The following is an 18,850-nucleotide window of genomic DNA, read 5'->3' as shown; positions in this document are numbered from 1 at the left end:
TTCTGCATACCGAAACATGAGGGCTGTGATGCGGGCCGGCCAGGCGCAGCCCGCGGGCTGCCTCGATGACGCGGCCGCCGCGCGCCGCGATGAGCCTGGCCAGGACGGAGCCGCGGCGCCGGCTCGCTCGCGGCGGGCGACGGTCTGCCATAATAGCCGCCCCGTGGCCGTTTCGCGCCATCGCTACAATGATCCCCGTCATGATTCCAGCCGATTCCGCGCTGCCGCCGATCCATTGCCTGCAACGCGACGATCTGCCCTGGCTGCCGATGGCCGACGCGCTGCCGGGACTCGCGATCCAGTATCTGCATATCGACGCCGCGCGCGACGAGCTGACCGTGCTGCTGCGGATGCCGGTGGGCATGGCGCTGCCGAGGCACCGGCACGAGGGCACGGTGTTCGTCTATACGCTGGAAGGCGAGTGGCGCTATCGCGAATACGACTGGATCGCGCGCGCCGGCAGCACGGTGCTGGAGCCGGCCGGCTCGGTCCACACGCCCGAGACGCTGGCCTCGCCGAGCGGCCAGGTGATCACCCTGAACGTGATGCGCGGCGACCTCGTGCTGCTCGACGACGACGGCCGCGACGTCGCGCGCGAGAACTGTCGCGTGGCGCTGCTGCGGCAGCGCCGGGCCGCGCGCGGCGCGCCGGCCGCCGGCACGCCGTTCGTCACGCGCTGAGCCAGGGAAGGCGGCCGGCTTTCGTCCGGCGCACCGCGTCACGCCGGACGGTATCCGTGTGGATCGGGCCACGCGCCGCCGCGTGGATACGTCCGTCGCTCCGCAAGCGAATCGGGCCATCCGAATCGCACCGGACCACGGATGCGAAGCCGGCACCTCGTCGCGCCGAAGCGAATCGCCCCGCCTCATCCGGCTTGCCTCGGCCGAACCGACGGCACCCCCGCTCAACCACCGCGCCCCGCCGCCAACGTCGCATCTCCCACCTGCCCGACCTCGCCCGCGTCCCACTCCGCCCGCACCTGCGTGCGCAGCTGGAACTTCTGGATCTTGCCGGTGGACGTCTTCGGCAGCTCGCCGAAGCGGACCGCCTTCGGCATCTTGTAGCCGGCCAGCAGCGTGCGGCAGTGCGCGAGGATCTCGGCCTCGCTCGCCTGCATGCCCTCGCGCAGCTCGACGAACGCGCACGGCACCTCGCCCCACTTCGGGTCCGGCAGCGCCACCACCGCGGCCACGGCCACCGCAGGATGCCGGTACAACGCATCCTCCACCTCGATGCTCGAGATGTTCTCGCCGCCGGAGATGATGATGTCCTTGCGGCGATCCTTGATGCGGATGTAGCCGTCCGGCGTCAGCACGCCGAGATCGCCGGTATGGAACCAGCCGCCCGCGAACGCCTCGTCGGTCGCCTTCGGATTCTTCAGGTAACCCTTCATGCAGAGGTTGCCGCGAAACATGATCTCGCCGAGCGTCTCGCCGTCGGCGGGCACGCTCTGCATGGTGTCGGGATCGAGCACGGTGGCGCCGGCCTGCAGGTGGTAGCGCACGCCCTGCCGCGCCTTCATCCGCGCCACCTCCTCGTCGGGCAGCGTGGCCCAGTGCTGCTGCTCGGCGCAGACGGTGGCCGGCCCGTAGATCTCGGTCAGGCCATAGACGTGCAGCAGCTCGAAGCCGATCGCCTTCATCTTCGCGATCACGGCCGGCGCGGGCGCGGCGCCCGCCACCTGCGCGTGGACCACGTGCTCGATGCCGGCGCGCCATTCGGCCGGCGCGTCGGCCAGCGCGCCGTGGACGATCGGCGCGCCGCTGTAGTGCGTGATGCGCTCGCGGCGGATCAGCTCGAACACGGTGCGCGGATCGAACCTGCGCAGGCAGACGTTCACGCCGGCGCGCGCCGCCACTGCCCACGGGAAGCACCAGCCGTTGCAGTGGAACATCGGCAGCGTCCAGAGGTAGACGGCATGCTTGGGCACGTCCCATTCGAGCAGGTTCGAGAGCGCCGCGAGATAGGCGCCGCGATGGTGGTAGACCACGCCCTTCGGCTCGCCGGTGGTGCCGGAGGTGTAGTTGAGCGCGATCGCGTCCCACTCGTCGGCGGGCGGCGCCCAGGCGTAGTCGGGGTCGCCGCCGGCGAGGAACGCCTCGTAGTCGGTCGCGCCGCCGAAGCTGGCGGGGTCGGCCGGCAGCGCGTCGGCCACGCAGACGATGCGCACCGCCGGCAGCTCCTGCGCCACGCGCCGCGCGAGTTCGGCGTATTCGGTATCGACGATCAGCAGCTTCGCCTCGCCGTGGCGCAGCATGAACAGGATCGAGGCCACGTCGAGCCGCGTGTTGATGGCGTTGAGCACGGCGCCCGCCATCGGCACGCCGAAGTGCGCGTCGATCATCGCCGGGATGTTGGGCAGCACGGCGGCCACCGTATCGCCGCGGCCGATGCCGGCGCCGGCCAGCGCGCCGGCCAGCCGCCGCGCGCGCGCGTAGGCCTCGCTCCAGGTGTAGCGCTGCGCGCCATGCACCACCGCGAGCCGGCTGCCGTACACCTCGGCCGCGCGCGCGATGAAATCGATCGGGGTGAGCGCTACGTGGTTCGCCTCGCGCCGGCCCAGCCCGGTCTCGAACAGCTGCGTCATGTCGTGTCTCCGTGTTGCTCGTTGGCGTCGGGCGGGGCCGCTCGTGCCGGCCGCGCCCGCTCGTTATTCGCGATTTCGATGTCGTTCGAATTGCGATAGGCTACCGCCGGCATTGTGGGCCGTCTGTCATCGAAACGACAGACTCGCCCGATTCGAACCCGCGTTATCCCTCTGCTCGCAAACCCTGCCCCATGACCGACGCCGCCCTCGCGACTCCTCCCGCCGGCACCGCGCCGCCCGCCGTGCCGGCGCTGCCCGCGCTCGCCGTGCTGTTCGGGCGCTGCGGCTGGTTCCGCGCGCTCGCGCCCGAGCATCAGGCGCGCGTGCTGGCCGACGCGCGGGCCGAGTGGCGCGAGGCGGGCGAGGCGGTGGCGCGCCGCCACGCGCCGTCCGGCGACTGGATCGGCGTCCACGACGGGCTCGTCAAGCTCGCGATCCACAACGCGCAGGGGCGCGGCTGCACGCTTTCGGGCGTGCCCTCGGGCGGCTGGTTCGGCGAGGGCAGCGTGATCAAGCGCGAGCTGCGCAAGTACGACGTGATCGCGATCCGCCGCTCGCTGATGCTGTTCGTGCCGTCGGACACGTTCCATGCGCTGCTCGACACCAGCCTGCCGTTCACGGGCTTCGTGATCCGCCAGCTCAACAACCGGATGGGCGAGTTCATCGCCTCGATCCAGAACGCGCGGCTGCTCGACGTGGACGCGCGCGTCGCGCAGGCGCTCGCGCAGCTGATGAACCCCGACCTCTATCCCGACACCGGCGCCACGCTGCCGATCTCGCAGGAGGAACTCGCGATGCTGGTGGGCGTGTCGCGGCAGCGGATCAACCCCTCGCTGCGGCAGCTGGAACGCGAAGGATTGCTGCGGATCGCCTACAACGAGATCGCCGTGACCGACCTGGCGCGGCTGCGCACGATCGGCACCGACCAGATCTGATGCCATGCCCTGCCACATCGCGCCGACCGCTTCCTGACAATTCAGCCATTTTGGTGTCAGGAATGCGCCCCGCGTGATTCACTATCATCCAGACCCGACCTCTCGCCCCGCCTCCCGAGCCGCCCGCCCCCTGCCTCCATGTGGATCGTCAATCTAGCGCTGCGCCGCCCGTACACGTTCATCGTGATGGCCATCATGATCCTGCTCGCGACGCCGCTCGCGCTGGTCAGGACTCCGACCGACGTGCTGCCGTCGATCGACATCCCCGTGATCAGCGTGATCTGGACCTACAGCGGATTCTCGGCGCGCGACATGGCCGACCGCATCACCTCGGTCCATGAACGCACGCTGACCACCACCGTCGGCAACATCGAGCACCTCGAATCGCAGACGCTGCCCGGCATCGCGATCGTCAAGGTGTTCCTGCAGCCGGGCGCGAATACGCAAACTGCGATCGCACAGACGGTCTCGTCGGCCCAGTCGATCGTGCGGCAGATGCCGCCCGGCGCCACCCCGCCGCTGATCATCAGCTATTCGGCGTCGAGCATCCCGGTGCTGCAGCTCGGGCTGTCGAGCCAGTCGCTGCCGGAAGAGTCGCTGGCCGACATCGCGCAGAACTTCCTGCGCCCGCAGCTGGTCACGGTGCGCGGCGTGCAGATCCCGGCGCCCTACGGCGGGCGCACGCGCGTGATCTCGGTCGACCTGGACATGCAGGCGCTGATGGCCAAGGGCCTCACGCCGTCCGACGTGGTCAACGCGGTGGGCGTGCAGAACCTGATCCTGCCCACCGGCACCGCGAAGATCGGCCCCACCGAATACCGGGTCGGCACCAACGCCTCGCCCGACACGGTGGCCGAGCTGAACCGCCTGCCGATCCGCACCCAGAACGGCGCCACCATCTACCTGTCGGACGTGGCCCACGTGCGCGACGGCTTCACGCCGCAGACCAACGTGGTGCGCCGCGACGGCCAGCGCGGCGTGCTGATGTCGATCATGAAGAACGGCGACGCCTCGACGCTGCAGGTGGTGGGCGCGCTCGAGGCGCTGCTGCCCTCGGTGGAGGCGACGCTGCCGGCCGACCTGAAGATCAGCGCGCTGTTCGACCAGTCGGTGTTCGTGAAGGCGGCCGTGCAGGGCGTGATCCGCGAGGCGCTGATCGCGGCGCTGCTGACCGCGATGATGATCCTGCTGTTCCTCGGCAACTGGCGCAGCACGCTGATCATCGCGGTGTCGATCCCGCTGTCGATCTTCACCTCGATCCTGGCGCTGGCCGCGCTCGGCCAGACCATCAACATCATGACGCTGGGCGGCCTCGCGCTGGCGGTCGGGATCCTGGTGGACGACGCCACCGTGACGATCGAGAACATCGAGCGCCACCTGCACCTGGGCACCGGGCTGCGCGAGTCGATCCTCGATGGCGCGGGCGAGATCGCGGTGCCGGCGCTGGTCTCCACGCTCTGCATCTGCATCGTGTTCGTGCCGATGTTCTTCCTCACCGGCGTGGCGCGCTTCCTGTTCGTGCCGCTCGCCGAGGCGGTGGTGTTCGCGATGCTGGCCTCCTACGTGCTCTCGCGCACGCTGGTGCCGACGCTCGCGATGCTGCTGTTCCGCGTCAAGTCGCCGGCCGGCGCGCACGCCGCGGGCCACGACGCCGCGCCGGCGCGCCGCCCGTCGCGCTTCGCGCGCATCCATCACGGCTTCGACCGCGGCTTCGAGCGGCTGCGGGCCGGCTACATCGTGCTGCTCGGCATGCTGATCGTGCGGCGCCGGGTGGCCGCGATCGCGTTCCTCGGCTTCTGCCTGCTGTCCACCGGCCTGGTGTTCGCGCTCGGCCGTGACTTCTTCCCGAGCGTCGATTCCGGCAACATCCGGCTGCACATGCGCGCCCAGACCGGCATCCGCATCGAGGAAACCGCGCGGCTCGCCGACGAGGTGGAAAAGGTGATCCGCGAAGTGGTGCCGCGCGACCAGCTCGACACCATCGTCGACAACCTCGGCCTGCCCTCCAGCGGCATCAACCTGTCCTACAGCAACGCCGGCACGATCGGCACGCTCGACGGCGAGATCATGATCGCGCTGAAGGACGGCCACCCGAGCGCGCACCGCTACGTGGCGGCGCTGCGCCGGATCCTGCCCGAGCGCTTCCCGGGCGTGGAGTTCTTCTTCCAGCCCTCGGACATCGTCACGCAGATCCTGAACTTCGGCCAGCCGGCGGCGATCGACGTGCAGGTGCAGGGCAACGACGCGGCCTCGAACATGCGGATCGCGAGCCAGCTGCTCAAGGCGGTGCGCACCGTGCCCGGCGCGGTGGACGCGCACATCCTGCAGCGCAACGACGAGCCGCTGCTGACCGCCTACATGGACCGCACGCGGATGCAGGAGCTGAACCTGTCGGCGCAGAACGTCGCGCAGAACATGCTGATTTCGCTGGCGGGCACCTCGCAGACCAGCCCCACGTTCTGGGTCAACCCGCGCACCGGCGTGCAGTACCCGCTGACGATCCAGACCCCGCAATACCAGATCCATTCGGTCGGCGACCTGCTCTCCACGCCGGTGGCCGCGTCCGGCAGCCCCGGCACGCCGTACCAGCTGCTCTCGAACCTCGCCGAGATACGCCGCGACGTCGATCCGGCGGTGGTCACGCACTACAACATCCGGCTCGTCACCGACCTCTACGTCAGCGTGGACGGCCGCGACCTCGGCGGCGTGGCCTCCGACATCGACGCGATCGTCGCCAAGGCGCGCGCGACGCTGCCGCGCGGCACCTCGGTCACGCTGCGCGGCCAGGTGGAGACCATGCGCAGCTCCTACTTCGGGCTCGGCGCCGGCGTGGCGATGGCGATCGTGCTGGTGTACCTGCTGATCGTGGTGAACTTCCAGTCGTGGATCGACCCGCTGATCATCATCAGCGCGATGCCGGCCGCGCTGGCCGGGATCGCCTGGATGCTGTTCGTGACCGGCACCCACCTGAGCGTGCCGGCGCTGACCGGCGCGATCATGACGGTGGGCGTGGCCACCGCCAACAGCATTCTGGTGGTGGCGTTCGCGCGGCAGCGGCTCGATGCCGGCGTGCCGGCGCTGTCGGCCGCGCTGGAGGCCGGCGCCACGCGGATTCGCCCGGTCATGATGACCGCGCTGGCGATGATCATCGGCATGATCCCGATGGCGCTCGGCTTCGGCGAGGGCGCCGAGCAGAACGCCCCGCTCGGCCGCGCGGTGATCGGCGGCCTGCTGTTCGCCACCGTCTCGACGCTGTTTTTCGTGCCGCTCGTGTTCGCGGGCGTGCATCATCGGCTGGCGAAGCGGCGCGAGCATCGCGCCGAAGCGTCCTGACCCCTGGATTCGTATAGACCGGTTGAACTCATGGAAGAGAAACGTCACAGCTCCGTCGGGCTCCACGTCGACGAATCGTCGGGCCTCGATCTGCCGGCCCGCGCGCAGGTCCGGCGCCGCGCGAAGCTCGCGCTGATCGTGGTGGGCGTGCTGCTGGCCGCGCTGGCGGTGCGCACGCTGGTGGCCGACCACCTGAACGACCACCAGCTGGAACAGCTCGCGCAGCAGAACGCGCGCCAGTACGTGAGCGTGGTGCGGCCGAGCCGCGCCACCGGCGACACGCGGCTCGCGCTGCCGGGCACGCTGCGCGGCTACGTGGAAGCGCCGATCTACGCGCGCGCGAGCGGCTACGTGAGCCGCTGGGACGTGGACATCGGCACGCGCGTGAAGGCCGGCCAGGTGCTGGCCGAACTCGACACGCCCGAGGTGGACCAGGAATTCGCGCAGGCGGTGGCGCAGCGCCAGCAGGTGCAGTCGACGCTGGCGCTGGCCAGGACCTCGTTCGATCGCGCCCAGCAGCTGCGCCAGCGCGACGCCGTCTCGCAGCAGGAACTCGACGACCGCCAGGGCGCCTACCACCAGGCCGTGGCGAACCTCTCGGCGGCCGACGCGAACGTGCGCCGCCTGACCGAGCTGAAGGGCTTCCAGAAGATCGTCGCGCCGGTGGACGGCGTGGTCACCCAGCGCAACCTCGACATCGGCGACCTCGTCAACGCCGGCAACGGCGGCGCCGGCCGCGCGCTGTTCGTGGTGACCCAGGCCGACCGGCTGCGCCTGTACGTGCGCGTGCCGCAGACCTACGCGCAGCAGGTCAGACTCGGCCAGCACGTGGCCGTCACGCAGTCGGAGCTGCCGGGGCGCACCTTCGACGGCACCATCACGCATACGGCGCAGGCGATCGACGTGGCCACCCGCACGCTGCAGATCGAGATCACGCTGCCCAACGGCGACGGCCGGCTGCTGCCGGGCGCCTACGTGAAGGCCACGCTGCCGATGGCGGCGGTCGGCACGCTGTCGATCCCGGCCAACACGCTGCTGTTCCGCGCCGAGGGGCCGACGGTGGCGGTGGTCGGCGCCGACGGCAGGATCACGCTGCACCCGGTGCGGATCGCGCGCACGCTCGGCAAGACGCTCGAGATCGACGAAGGCGTCGAGGCCGGCGACCGGCTCGTGCTGAACCCGAGCGATTCGCTCGCCAACGGCGACGCGGTGATCGTCAAGGCGGCGGCGCCGGCGGGTGGGGCTTCGGCTTCTTCGGCTTCTTCGGCTTCTTCGGCTTCTTCGGCTTCTTCGGCTTCTTCGGCTTCTTCGGCTTCTTCGGCTTCGGCAGCTTCTTCAGCTGCGGCGTCGGCTCGGGCGGCTTCGGCCACCTCGTCCGCCGCGCCGGACGCCGCCTCGGCCACCAAGGCCGGCCCGGGGGCCGGATCGTGATCCGGATCCGTTTCCCGGCACGGCGCGCCGGACGGGCGACCGCGGCCGTTGCCGGTTCGTCCGCCTGCGCGGCCCGTGCCGCTCAGGCCGCCGACGCCGGTCAGGCGAGCGGCGCGACGACGCTCGCCGTTCGCGGCACCTCGAACCCGGCCGCCTCTCATACGCCCGCTTGTTCCCAAGCACCACGCCCGCGGCGCGCCCCGCTCGCGCGACCCGCCGCGCTCGCGCTGGCCGCGTTCGCGCTGGCCGGCTGCGCGGTCGGCCCCGACTACCACCGCCCGGGCGTGAGCGACACGCCCGCCGCCTGGCAGCCGCCGCCCGGCGACGCCGACTGGCAGCGCGGCACGCCCTCGCACGCGCCGCTCGCGCCGGACTGGTGGCAGGCGTTCAACGATCCGCTGCTCGACGCGCTGGAGACGCGCGCGCTGGGCGCGAACCAGACGCTCGCCGTGGCCGCCGCGCACTATGCGCAGGCGCAGGCCACGCTGGCCTCGACCTCGGCCTCGCTGCTGCCGTCGATCGGGCTCGGCGCCAGCGCGGCGCGCGAGCGGATCTCGGCGGACCGGCCGCTGACGAACTACGCCCAGCGCAACATGTCGACGGTGCAGAACGACACGCAGATCGGCGCCAACGCCAGCTACGAGCTGGACCTGTTCGGCCGGATCCGCCGCACCGTGGAGGCCGCGCGCGCCAGCACCGAGCAGTCCGGCGACGATCTCGTCAACGCGCGGCTGGTGCTGACCGCCGATCTGGCCACCGCCTACCTGGCGCTGCGCGAGACCGACGCCGAGATCGACGTGCTGAACCGCTCGGTCGCGCTGCAGCAGAAAGCGCTCGATTTCGTCACCGCGCAGCACGAGCTGGGCGCCGTGTCGGGCCTGAACCTGCTGCAGCAGCGCTCGCAGCTCGACGCGACGAAGACCCAGGCGCAGCTGCTCCTCAATACGCGCCAGCAATACGAACACGCGATCGCGACGCTGGTGGGCACGCCCGCGCCGTCGTTCTCGATCGCGCCGCGCGTGCAGCCGCTCAGCGCCCCGCGGCTGCCGACCGGCGTGCCGAGCGAGCTGCTGCAGCGGCGCCCCGACGTGGCCTCGGCCGAGCGCGCGATGGCCGCCGCCAACGCGCAGATCGGCATCGCGCGCGCCGCCTATTTCCCGCGCATCACGCTGTCGCCCGACATCGGCTGGGAGGCCACGCGCTTCGCGAGCCTGTTTACGGTGCCGGCGCTGGTATGGTCGGTGGGCGCCTCGGTGTCCCAGCCGCTGTTCGAGGACGGCCGCCTCAAGGCCGGCGTCGAGGTCGCGCAGGCCGGCTACGACGCGGCGCGCGCCAACTACCGCCAGACCGTGCTGACCGCGTTCCAGGAAGTGCAGAACGCCGTGACCGGCCTGTCGGCGCTCGACGAGGCCGAACGGCGCGCGCGCGCGGCCGTGGACGATGCGCGCCAGCTCGTCTCGCTGGCCCAGGACCGCTACGGCGGCGGCCTGACCGCCTACATCGACGTGATCAGCGCGCAACAGCAGCTGCTCACCAGCGAGCGCCAGGAAGTGCAGATCCGTGGCCAACGGGCCGCACTGGTGGTATATCTCGCAAAAGCACTCGGCGGCGGCTGGTCGGGCGCCGCGCCCGTCGCGGCCAATGGCACGAACGGCGACGCCCAGGGCGGCGCGGCGCTCGCGCCCGCCGCCGCGCCCGCGCCCCGCCTGGCGGCCGACTCCGCGGCCCGGCCGGCCGCCGGCATCGCAACCGGAACTCGCGAATGAAAGTACTGATAGTCGAAGACGAACCGAAAGTGGTCGATTACCTGAAGAGCGGCCTGGCCGAGGAAGGCTGGGTGGTCGACACCGCGACCGACGGCGAGGACGGCGCCTGGAAGGCGGTCGAATACGACTACGACGTGGTCGTGCTCGACGTGATGCTGCCGAAGATCGACGGCTTCGGCGTGCTGCGCGCGCTGCGCGCCCAAAAGGACACGCCGGTGATCATGCTGACCGCGCGCGACCGCGTGGACGACCGCGTGCGCGGCCTGCGCGGCGGTGCCGACGACTATCTGACCAAGCCGTTCTCGTTCCTGGAACTGATCGAGCGGCTGCGCGCGCTGACGCGCCGCGCGCGCGTGCAGGAATCGACGCTGATCTCGATCGGCGACCTGCGGGTGGACCTGATCAGCCGCCGCGCCACGCGCAACGGCATCCGGCTCGACCTGACCGCCCAGGAATTCCAGCTGCTCGGCGTGCTCGCGCGCCGGCGCGGCGAGGTGCTGTCGAAGACCACCATCACCGAACTGGTGTGGGACGTCAATTTCGACAGCAACGCGAACGTGGTGGAAACCGCCATCAAGCGGCTGCGCGCCAAGCTGGACGGGCCGTTCTCCGACAAACTGCTGCATACCATCCGCGGGATGGGCTACGTGCTCGAGGTGCGCGACGAGCCGGAAGCCGACCTGCGCCGTTGAGGTCCGCGATGAAGCGCTCGATTTCGCTGCGGCTGTCCCTGATGTTCGGCATCACCTCGCTGCTGGTGTTCTCGCTGGTCGGCATCGGCCTGTTCGCGATGATGGAGCGGCAGCTGTTCGCCGAACTGCGCGCCACGCTGGAAACACGCGCCAAGGTGGCCGAGCTGATCGTCTCGCACGCCACCACCGCCGCGCGCTGGCACATCACGCAGGAGAAGCTCAACGACCTGCAGCCGCTCGACGGCTCGACGCGCTACATCGTGACGAGCCCCGACCCGGCGTTCCGGCTCGGCACGCCGGTGAAGGGCGAGACCGAGGGCATGCCGGTGGGCGCGTTCCGGCTGATCCACTGTGTCGGCAGCGGCTACGACGTGATGACCCGCACCACCGTGCTCCCGCCGAACGGCGTGCGACCCGAGCTGACGCTGGTGGTCGCCACCACCTGCGAGCGCACCCAGAAGATGCTGCGCTTCATCGCGCTGACGCTGGCCGGGCTGATCGGCGCGGCCACCGTGATCGCGCTGCTGCTGAGCCGCGCCGTCACGCGCTTCGGGCTCGAACCGCTGGTGCGGCTGTCGAAGGAGGCCGCCGCGCTGAGCCCCGCGAACCGCAAGCAGCGCCTGCGGACCGACGCGCTGCCGAGCGAGCTGCACGATCTGGCCAGCTCGTTCAACGGCGCGCTGGAACGGATCGAGCACGCCTACGACCGGCTCGAATCGTTCAACGCCGACGTCGCGCACGAGCTGCGCACGCCGGTCAGCATCCTGATCGGGCAGACCCAGGTGGCGCTGACCTCGCGCGACCGCAGCGTCGAGCGCATGCAGCGCACGCTGCAGTCGAACCTGGAGGAATTCGAGCGGCTGCGCGTGATCGTCAACGACATGCTGTTCCTGTCGCGCAGCGACCGCGGCGAGCGCGCCACCAACCTCTGCGACGTGTCGCTGGCCGTGGAGGTGTCGCGCATGCTCGACTTCCTGGAGATCTCGCTCGACGACGCGCAGCTGCGCGCCGAGCTGGCCGGCGACGCGCGCGCGAGCGTCGACACCTCGCTGTTCGGCCGCGCCATGACCAATCTCCTGATCAACGCGATCCAGCACTCGCGGCCCGGCGGCACCCTGCGCGTGAAGATCCGCGCGGCCGGCGAGCAGGTCGAGATCGCCGTGTCGAACCCCGGCGCGCCGCTCGATCCCGCCGTGCGCGCGCAGATGTTCGAGCGCTTCTACCGCCGCGAGGAAGCGCGCAGCAACAGCAACGAGAACCACGGGCTCGGCCTGTCGATCGTCAAGGCGGTGGCCGAGATGCATGGCGGCTCGGTGTTCGTGGCCAGCGAGGACGGCTGGAACACGTTCGGCTTCTCGGTGGCGGCCCAGCCGACCGCGCCGCCGGCCGATACGCGCGCGGCTGCCACGGGTATGCCGCACCACGCGGCGCTGCGGCCGTCTTGAGCCGCACGGGTTGCGCGTCCCGGCCGCCGACGAGAACGAAGGCGATATCGAAAAACCGCTGCGCGCTCAGGCCAGTTCGGCCTCGAACACGCGGTCGCGCCCGCTCTCCTTCGCGCGATAGAGCGCCTGGTCGGCCGCGTCGACCACCACCGCCACGTCCGAGGCGAAGCCCGCATCGGGCCGCCAGGTCGCCACGCCGACGCTGACCGTCACGTAACCCGACTCCGAGCCGGCATGGGCGATCGCCAGCTCGCGCACCGCGTCGCGAATCCGCTCGCCAATGGCGCGCGCGCCGGCGCTGTCGGTCTCGGGCAGCACCACCACGAACTCCTCGCCGCCGTAGCGCGCCACCACGTCGTGCGAGCCCAGCGCCTGCCGCGCGATGCTGGCCGACACGCTGGCCAGCACCTCGTCGCCGACCGTGTGGCCGTATTCGTCGTTGTAGCGCTTGAAGTGGTCGATATCGACGAACAGGATCGCGAGCGGCCGCCGCGCCCGCACCGCGCGGCGCCATTCGCGTTCGAGCGAGGCGTCCAGCGAGCGGCGGTTCGGCAGGCCGGTCAGGCTGTCGGTGCCGGCCAGCCGCGCCAGCGCGGCCTCGGCCTCCGACTGGCGCCACAGCGAATGCGCGAGGCAGGCGCTCAGCACCACGAACGCGATGCCGAACGCGCCCGTGAGAATCCCGAAGCGCCAGGCGCGCCGCCGCCATTCGGCGTAGACGTCCTGCTCGGCCACCGCCACCTGGACGATCACCGGCAGCCGCGGCAGGCGCTGGAACAGGTAGCTGCGGCGCACGCCGTCGATCGAGGCGACGTCGACGAACGAGCCGCTGCCGCCCGCCAGCATCCGCGTGTAGGGGCCGGTGCCGCGCAGGTCGCGCCCGATCAGCGTGGCGTCGCTCGGCGCGCGCATGATCAGCCGTCCGTTGGCGTGGATCAGCGCGATCGTGCCGTGCGCGCCGAGCGCGAGCCCCGCGAACAGCCGGCGGAAATACTCGAGCCGCACCGACAGCACCACCACCCCGGCGAACCGCCCGTCCGGGCCGTTGAGCCGGCGCGACAGCGCGATGCTCGGATCGTCGCCGTGCAGCACCGACGTGTAGGGGCTGCTGACGAACAGGCCGGTGTCGGGGTCGTCGCGCTGCGCCGCGAAGAAATCGCGGTCGTCGAAGCGTTCGTCGCCAGTGTCGAGGTCGGTGGAGGACACCATCAGGCGGCCGTCGGCGTCGAGCACGTAGATTCCGCCGATGTCGTTGGCCACCGCCGCGCGGTCGAACAGCAGGCGGCGGCGCAGCGCCGCCGGCAGCGCCGCCAGCGCCGGATCGCGCAGGCCGGCGGCCACGCCCTGCAGCGCGAGATCGTCGATGTGCAGGCTGCGCGCCACGTCGCGCTCGATCATCAGCAGCGTGTTGCGCGCGCTGTCCTGCGCGCGCTCGAACGCATCCACGCGGCTGTCCCGCAGGATCGCCGCGCAGATCGTCATCATCACCAGCGCGATCGCCACACCCGCGGCGATCACGAGATAACCCAACGGCATCCGGGGCGACGGATCTCTCCATCCGCGCCACCCGGCAGTACTCTCGTTCATCGTTGTCATGCGGACCGTGCCGCGGGCCGGTTCCGTGAAGTGTGCCGAGCGGCCATTATCACCGATGCGGCGCCGCGGAACCACGCCGTTTACGCGCCGCCGGGCGGCGCGGCGCGAAACTCGCGAAACGATCGCGCGCGACGTTGCGCACCGCGTCGATCAACGCCTGCGCGGCCGGCGACGGCCGCGCGTCGGTGCGCAGGACCAGCCCCACCAGTTCGTCGGCGCCCTCGGCCGGCAGCGCGAGCCGCACCAGCGTGCGCGCGGCCAGATCGTACTCGGCCGCGTAGCGCGGCACGAACCACACCGCGTCGTTCTCGAGCGCCAGCGCGCGGCCGACCGATACCGACAGTACCTCCACGAACGCCTCGAGCGGCGGCGCCCCGCAGGCCGCCAGCAGCTGCTCGGCCGACTGGCGGATCAGCGTGCCGTAAGGCGGCAGCACCACCGGGAAGCGGCCCAGCTCGCCGGCCGGCGCGGCATGCGTCGCGAGCGGATGGCCCGCGCGCACCAGCGCGACGAGCGGCTCGTTGTAGAGTTGCTCGAACGACAGCCCCACCATGCGCTCCGGCTCCGAGAGCCGGCCGATCGCGCACTCGATCTCGCCCGACTTGAGCCGTTCGAGCAGCCGCGCGTTGGCGTCGGTCGCGATCCGCACGATCACGCGCGGCAGCCGCGCCGTGAGCGCCTTGAGCACCGCCGGCGCGAGCGAGGCCGCCACCGTCGGCAGCATGCCGAGTTCCAGCGTGGCCGCCGCGCCGCTGCTCTCGCCGGCCAGCAGCCCCACGCCCTGGCGCAGCGCCAGCACGCTCGCGCTCGCGTGCGGCAGGAACAGCTGCCCCTCGCGGGTGGGCTGCGCGCCCTGCCGGCCGCGCTCGAACAGCTTCACGCCGAGGATCGATTCGAGTTCCGCGATCGTCTTCGACACCGCCGGCTGCGTGATCGACAGGCTTTCGGCCGCCTTCTGCACGCCGCCCAGCTGCGCCACCGCGAGGAAACACTGCAGGTGCCGGAACTTGACGCGGCCGTCGGCGATTCGGTTGGACATAACGAGCGGTTATACGAGATGAGAAGAAACGTCATTTTGCATAACTTTCCGGATTGGCTAAAGTCTTGCCATTCCCTCCAATACGAAACAGGAGACACCGCGATGGACGATTCCATCCTCAGCCCGCGCGACTGGCCCTCGCATCCCGCCTACGTTCACCCCGAATACCGCTCGTCGGTCAAGCGCGGCCCGACCCAGCCGCTCGTGCCGCTGAAGGAACGGCTGCGCAACCAGCGCGTGCCCGTGTACGGCAGCGACGATCTGGGCGCGCTCGACCACGACCTGACCCGCAACGCCGTGAAGAACGGCGAGCCGCTCGGCGAGCGCATCATCGTGACCGGCCGCGTGCTCGACGAAGGCGGCAGGCCGGTGCGCAACACGCTGGTGGAGGTCTGGCAGGCGAACGCCGCCGGGCGCTACGTCCACAAGGCGGACCAGCACGACGCGCCGCTCGACCCGAACTTCCTCGGCGCCGGGCGCTGCCTGACCGACGGCGAGGGCCGCTACCGCTTCCTGACCATCAAGCCCGGCGCCTATCCGTGGGGCAACCACACCAACGCGTGGCGCCCGAATCACATCCATTTCTCGCTGTTCGGCGACGACTTCGGCTCGCGCCTCGTCACGCAGATGTATTTCCCCGGCGACCCGCTGCTGCAACACGATCCGATCTTCCAGGGCACGCCCGAGGCCGCGCGCGAGCGGCTGGTGTCGCGCTTCTCGCTCGACGTGACCGAGGAAAGCTACGCGCTCGGCTACGAATTCGATATCGTGCTGCGCGGCCGCGACGCCACCCCGATGGAGCGCTGATCATGACGACCCTGAAACAGACCCCTTCGCAGACCGTCGGCCCGTACTTCGCCTACGGGCTGTGCCCGCAGCAGTACAACTTCGACATGAAGAGCCTGTTCTCGCCGGAGATCGCCGCGCCGCATACGCCGGGCGAGCAGATCCTGCTGGTCGGGCAGGTGTTCGACGGCGACGGACAGCCGATCCTCGACGCGATGCTCGAGTTCACGCAGGTGGACGCGGCGGGCCGGTTTCCCGGTTCGCGCGCGGAGATCGCCGAGAGCGGCTTCACCGGGTTCGCCCGCGTGGGCACCGGCACGGACCCGCAGCACTGCTTCGTGGTGCGCACCGTGAAGCCGGCCGCGACCGACGCCGGCGCGCCGCATGTGGACGTGACGGTGATGATGCGCGGCGTGCTCACGCACGCGTTCACGCGGCTCTACTTCGAGGACGAGGCGCAGGCGAACGCGGCCGACGCGGTGCTGGAAAGCGTGCCGGCGGCGCGGCGCGAGACCTTGATCGCGCGGCGCGAGGCATGCGGGAACGGCCTCGTCGTCTATCGCTTCGACATCCGCATGCAGGGCGATCGGGAGACGGTGTTTTTCGATCTGTGAGAGATCCCTGAGGCCGGATCGGCCGCTTCGATCGCCGTCACGAAAACGGCCGGAAGGATTTCCGGCCGTTTTTTTCGTCCATTTTTTTGTCCGCTGTACCGTCCGCTTTTCCGTCGCTCCCGCTCGCGATCGACTACCGCTGGTTTTCGCCGTTCCGACCATGCAAGGCATGCGCCGCCCTTTGGTAAGTGAACGGTAAGTCTCGGCACCTTAGAATCGCGATGCTTTCGGTCCCGTCGCTTCCGGCTGCCGCGCGATGATCAGACGAATCGACACTCGCACCGTCGCCCGGGACGGCTTCGCGCGCGCCGCCGATCGGCGCCGTCTCCCGGATGCCCCGCCCATGACTCCTGCGCCAGCCCGCTGCACCAGCCCATTACCCACCCATCCACCTATGACACCGCGATCATGTCGAGAGTAGCCGTCGTCGAGGATCATGAGCGGCTGGCCGCGATGGTCCGCCAGGCCCTGTCGGCGGCGGGCATCGAGGCCGACCTGTTCGGCAGCGTGTCCGCCGCCGCCTACGCGGTGGCACGCGAGGAATATGCGGTCGTGGTCGTCGATCGCGGCCTGCCCGATGCCGACGGCCTGACGCTGGTTCGCGACCTGCGCCGCGCCGGCGTGATGACGCCGTGCCTGATGCTTACCGCGCGCGACGCCCTGCACGATCGCGTGGAGGGGCTCGAAAGCGGTGCCGACGACTATCTCACCAAGCCGTTCGCGATGAGCGAGCTGGTTGCCCGGGTCCGCTCGCTGATGCGTCGCTCCGCCGTGCTCACCGACCTGACGCTGTCGCTGGGCGGGCTCGAGGTCGATCCGCAACAGCAGACCATGCGTTGCGACGCGCGCGTCACCCGGCTCGCGTCGGCCGAGCTGCAGATCCTGCTGAGCCTGATGCGGGCCGGCGGCCGTACCGTGCGGCACGGCGTGCTCGAACACGCGGCCTGGGGATTCGGCGAAAGCGTGACGCCGAACGCGCTGGACGTGACGCTGCACCGGCTGCGCAAGAAGCTGCAGGCCATGCAGGCGCCGGTGAAACTGGAAAACGTCCGGGGCGCCGGCTTCGTGCTGCGCGTCGGCCAGGCCGACGGCACGCCCGGCGCGACCGCGGAGGACACACCATGAAAGCGCCGGCCGATCCGACCGGCGGGCAGTCCGGCTGCCCGGTACGCGGCCCCTGGCTGCAGACCCTGTCCGGGCGGCTGTGGCTGACCAACGTGCTGGGGCTGGCCTTGAGCCTGGCCTGTCTGGCGAGCCTGGTGCTGTGGATCTATGACAGCAACCCCGAGCGCGCCCTCGGGCATATCGAGCGGATGGAGTCGGCCAACGACGTCGTGCGGGGCCTGCGCTTCGATGCCGGCGGCACGCCCGTGGCGGTCCACCTGTCCGAGCGCGAGACCTGGCTATACCAGATCGCGCCGACCGAGCTGCACTATCGCGTGTTCGACGCGAACGGCGCGATCGTGGCGGCCTCGGGCACGCACGCGTTCGACGGCGGCTGGCAGCCGGCACCGCTCGATACGGTACCGGACGGCTACCGGCGCACCGACATCGAGGGACGGCCGTTCATCGTCGCGACGCTGCGGGTGCCGTGCGGCGCCAGGACCTGTTTCGTGCAGACGGCCACCAGCGTGCAGTTCCTGGTGGCGCTGTCGAGCCTCAAGATGCGGCCGATCCCGCGCGTGGTCGCGGTGATCGTGGTGATCGCGACCCTCGTGTTCGGCCTGACGCTGCCGTTGACGATCCGCTACGTGCTGCGGCCGTTGCGCGACGTGTCGGCGGCCGCCTCGAACATCACGCCGCACAACCTGCAGGCACGGCTGCCGGTGGCCGCGGTGCCGGGCGAGATCCGGCCGCTGATCGACGCCTTCAACGACGCGCTGGCCCGCCTCGAGGCCGGCTTCAACGCCCAGCAGCACTTTCTCGCGTCGGCCGCCCACGAATTGCAGACGCCGCTGACGCTGCTGCGCGGCCAGATCGAGCTGCAGCCGGAGATCGCGGATCAGGCGCTGCTGATCCGCGAGATCGACGGCATGGCGCGCCAGGTCCGGCAACTGCTGCATCTGGCCGAAGTGCGCGAAACCCAGAACTTCAGCTTCGCGCCGATCCGGATCGGCGACGTGGTCCACGACGTGAAGGCCTATCTGGCGCGCAAGGCCGACGCCAGGCAGGTCGCGATCGGCATCGACGACGTGGACGCGCCGCGGCACACCCTGGCCGATCGCAGCGCGCTGTTCATCCTGCTGAAGAATCTGGTGGAAAACGCCGTCAACGTCTCGCCCGACGCCTCGGTCGTGCTGATCCGCTGCACGGCGGACGGCCTGCACGTGATCGACGAAGGCCCGGGCATCGATGACGCCCACCTGCCGAGGCTGTTCGAACGCTACTGGCGCGCGCCGGGCGCCGGCTACGAAGGCGCCGGCCTCGGCCTCGCGATCTGCCAGGAGATTGCCCAGGTGCATGGCTGGGCCATCTCGGTCCGCAGCTCGCCGACGGGCAGCTGCTTTTCCGTCCGCTTCGCCGCCGAAGCGCGGACCGAACGGCGCGAGACCGAACCGGCCCCGGCATGAACGCCGGGGCCGAGCGCGGCGGCGGCGCGGCGGGCGCGGTCACCAACGCGGCCGCC

14 protein-coding genes are annotated in these 18,850 nt (G+C 70.8%); 11 read left to right on the top strand and 3 right to left on the bottom strand.

What is annotated here, in order from left to right; all coding sequences use genetic code 11:
- Positions 1-200: 200 nt before the first annotated feature.
- Positions 201-680 (top strand): 2,4'-dihydroxyacetophenone dioxygenase family protein, encoded by a 480-nt coding sequence (locus tag BpN12_RS06505; RefSeq protein ID WP_425306294.1) that lies wholly within the window; start codon positions 201-203, stop codon positions 678-680.
- A 224-nt stretch (positions 681-904) separates the two neighbouring features.
- Here BpN12_RS06505 and BpN12_RS06500 read toward each other — a convergent pair whose 3' ends face one another.
- Positions 905-2,587: an acyl-CoA synthetase gene (locus BpN12_RS06500; protein WP_246794460.1), complete on the bottom strand. Its 1,683-nt coding sequence runs from the start codon at positions 2,585-2,587 to the stop codon at positions 905-907.
- A 128-nt stretch (positions 2,588-2,715) separates the two neighbouring features.
- Between BpN12_RS06500 and BpN12_RS06495 the strand changes: the two genes are divergently transcribed.
- The 6 genes from BpN12_RS06495 (at position 2,716) to BpN12_RS06470 (ending at position 12,189) form a co-directional block, all read left to right on the top strand.
- On the top strand, positions 2,716-3,522 hold the full coding sequence (locus tag BpN12_RS06495; protein ID WP_246794643.1) for a Crp/Fnr family transcriptional regulator: 807 nt from the start codon (positions 2,716-2,718) through the stop codon (positions 3,520-3,522).
- 138 nt (positions 3,523-3,660) lie between these two features.
- Positions 3,661-6,855 (top strand): efflux RND transporter permease subunit, encoded by a 3,195-nt coding sequence (locus BpN12_RS06490; RefSeq protein WP_246794459.1) that lies wholly within the window; start codon positions 3,661-3,663, stop codon positions 6,853-6,855.
- 30 nt (positions 6,856-6,885) lie between these two features.
- Complete coding sequence (locus tag BpN12_RS06485; protein ID WP_246794458.1) at positions 6,886-8,286, top strand: efflux RND transporter periplasmic adaptor subunit; 1,401 nt, start codon at positions 6,886-6,888, stop codon at positions 8,284-8,286.
- A gap of 227 nt (positions 8,287-8,513) precedes the next feature.
- Positions 8,514-10,052 (top strand): efflux transporter outer membrane subunit, encoded by a 1,539-nt coding sequence (locus BpN12_RS06480; RefSeq protein ID WP_246794642.1) that lies wholly within the window; start codon positions 8,514-8,516, stop codon positions 10,050-10,052.
- On the top strand, positions 10,049-10,744 hold the full coding sequence (locus BpN12_RS06475) for a heavy metal response regulator transcription factor (RefSeq protein WP_198253708.1): 696 nt from the start codon (positions 10,049-10,051) through the stop codon (positions 10,742-10,744). Before BpN12_RS06480 ends, BpN12_RS06475 begins: the two co-directional genes overlap by 4 nt.
- A gap of 8 nt (positions 10,745-10,752) precedes the next feature.
- Entirely contained in the window at positions 10,753-12,189 is a 1,437-nt protein-coding gene (locus BpN12_RS06470) for a heavy metal sensor histidine kinase (RefSeq protein ID WP_246794457.1), read from the top strand.
- Positions 12,190-12,255: 66 nt separating this feature from the next.
- On the opposite strand, the gene BpN12_RS06465 is transcribed toward BpN12_RS06470, so the two are convergent.
- The gene (locus BpN12_RS06465) at positions 12,256-13,725 is read right to left on the bottom strand and encodes a GGDEF domain-containing protein (protein WP_246794456.1); all 1,470 of its coding nucleotides are present in this window, start codon (positions 13,723-13,725) and stop codon (positions 12,256-12,258) included.
- A gap of 109 nt (positions 13,726-13,834) precedes the next feature.
- Positions 13,835-14,824: a pca operon transcription factor PcaQ gene (pcaQ, locus tag BpN12_RS06460; RefSeq protein WP_246794455.1), complete on the bottom strand. Its 990-nt coding sequence runs from the start codon at positions 14,822-14,824 to the stop codon at positions 13,835-13,837.
- A 102-nt stretch (positions 14,825-14,926) separates the two neighbouring features.
- Here pcaQ and pcaH point away from each other — a divergent pair, with 102 nt between their 5' ends.
- The 4 genes from pcaH to BpN12_RS06440 all read left to right on the top strand — a co-directional run bounded on the left by pcaH (position 14,927) and on the right by BpN12_RS06440 (position 18,794).
- Positions 14,927-15,631 (top strand): protocatechuate 3,4-dioxygenase subunit beta, encoded by a 705-nt coding sequence (gene pcaH, locus BpN12_RS06455; RefSeq protein WP_246794454.1) that lies wholly within the window; start codon positions 14,927-14,929, stop codon positions 15,629-15,631.
- A 2-nt stretch (positions 15,632-15,633) separates the two neighbouring features.
- Positions 15,634-16,224: a protocatechuate 3,4-dioxygenase subunit alpha gene (pcaG, locus tag BpN12_RS06450; protein WP_246794453.1), complete on the top strand. Its 591-nt coding sequence runs from the start codon at positions 15,634-15,636 to the stop codon at positions 16,222-16,224.
- Positions 16,225-16,632: 408 nt separating this feature from the next.
- The gene (locus tag BpN12_RS06445; RefSeq protein ID WP_246794452.1) at positions 16,633-17,349 is read left to right on the top strand and encodes a response regulator transcription factor; all 717 of its coding nucleotides are present in this window, start codon (positions 16,633-16,635) and stop codon (positions 17,347-17,349) included.
- Complete coding sequence (locus BpN12_RS06440) at positions 17,346-18,794, top strand: sensor histidine kinase (RefSeq protein ID WP_246794451.1); 1,449 nt, start codon at positions 17,346-17,348, stop codon at positions 18,792-18,794. Before BpN12_RS06445 ends, BpN12_RS06440 begins: the two co-directional genes overlap by 4 nt.
- The last annotated feature ends 56 nt before the right edge of the window (positions 18,795-18,850 follow it).

Source organism: Burkholderia perseverans, from assembly GCF_022870505.1.
Lineage (GTDB): Bacteria > Pseudomonadota > Gammaproteobacteria > Burkholderiales > Burkholderiaceae > Burkholderia > Burkholderia plantarii.
Note: the sequence above shows the minus strand (reverse complement) of the source record. Positions and strands in the feature narration are given on the sequence as shown.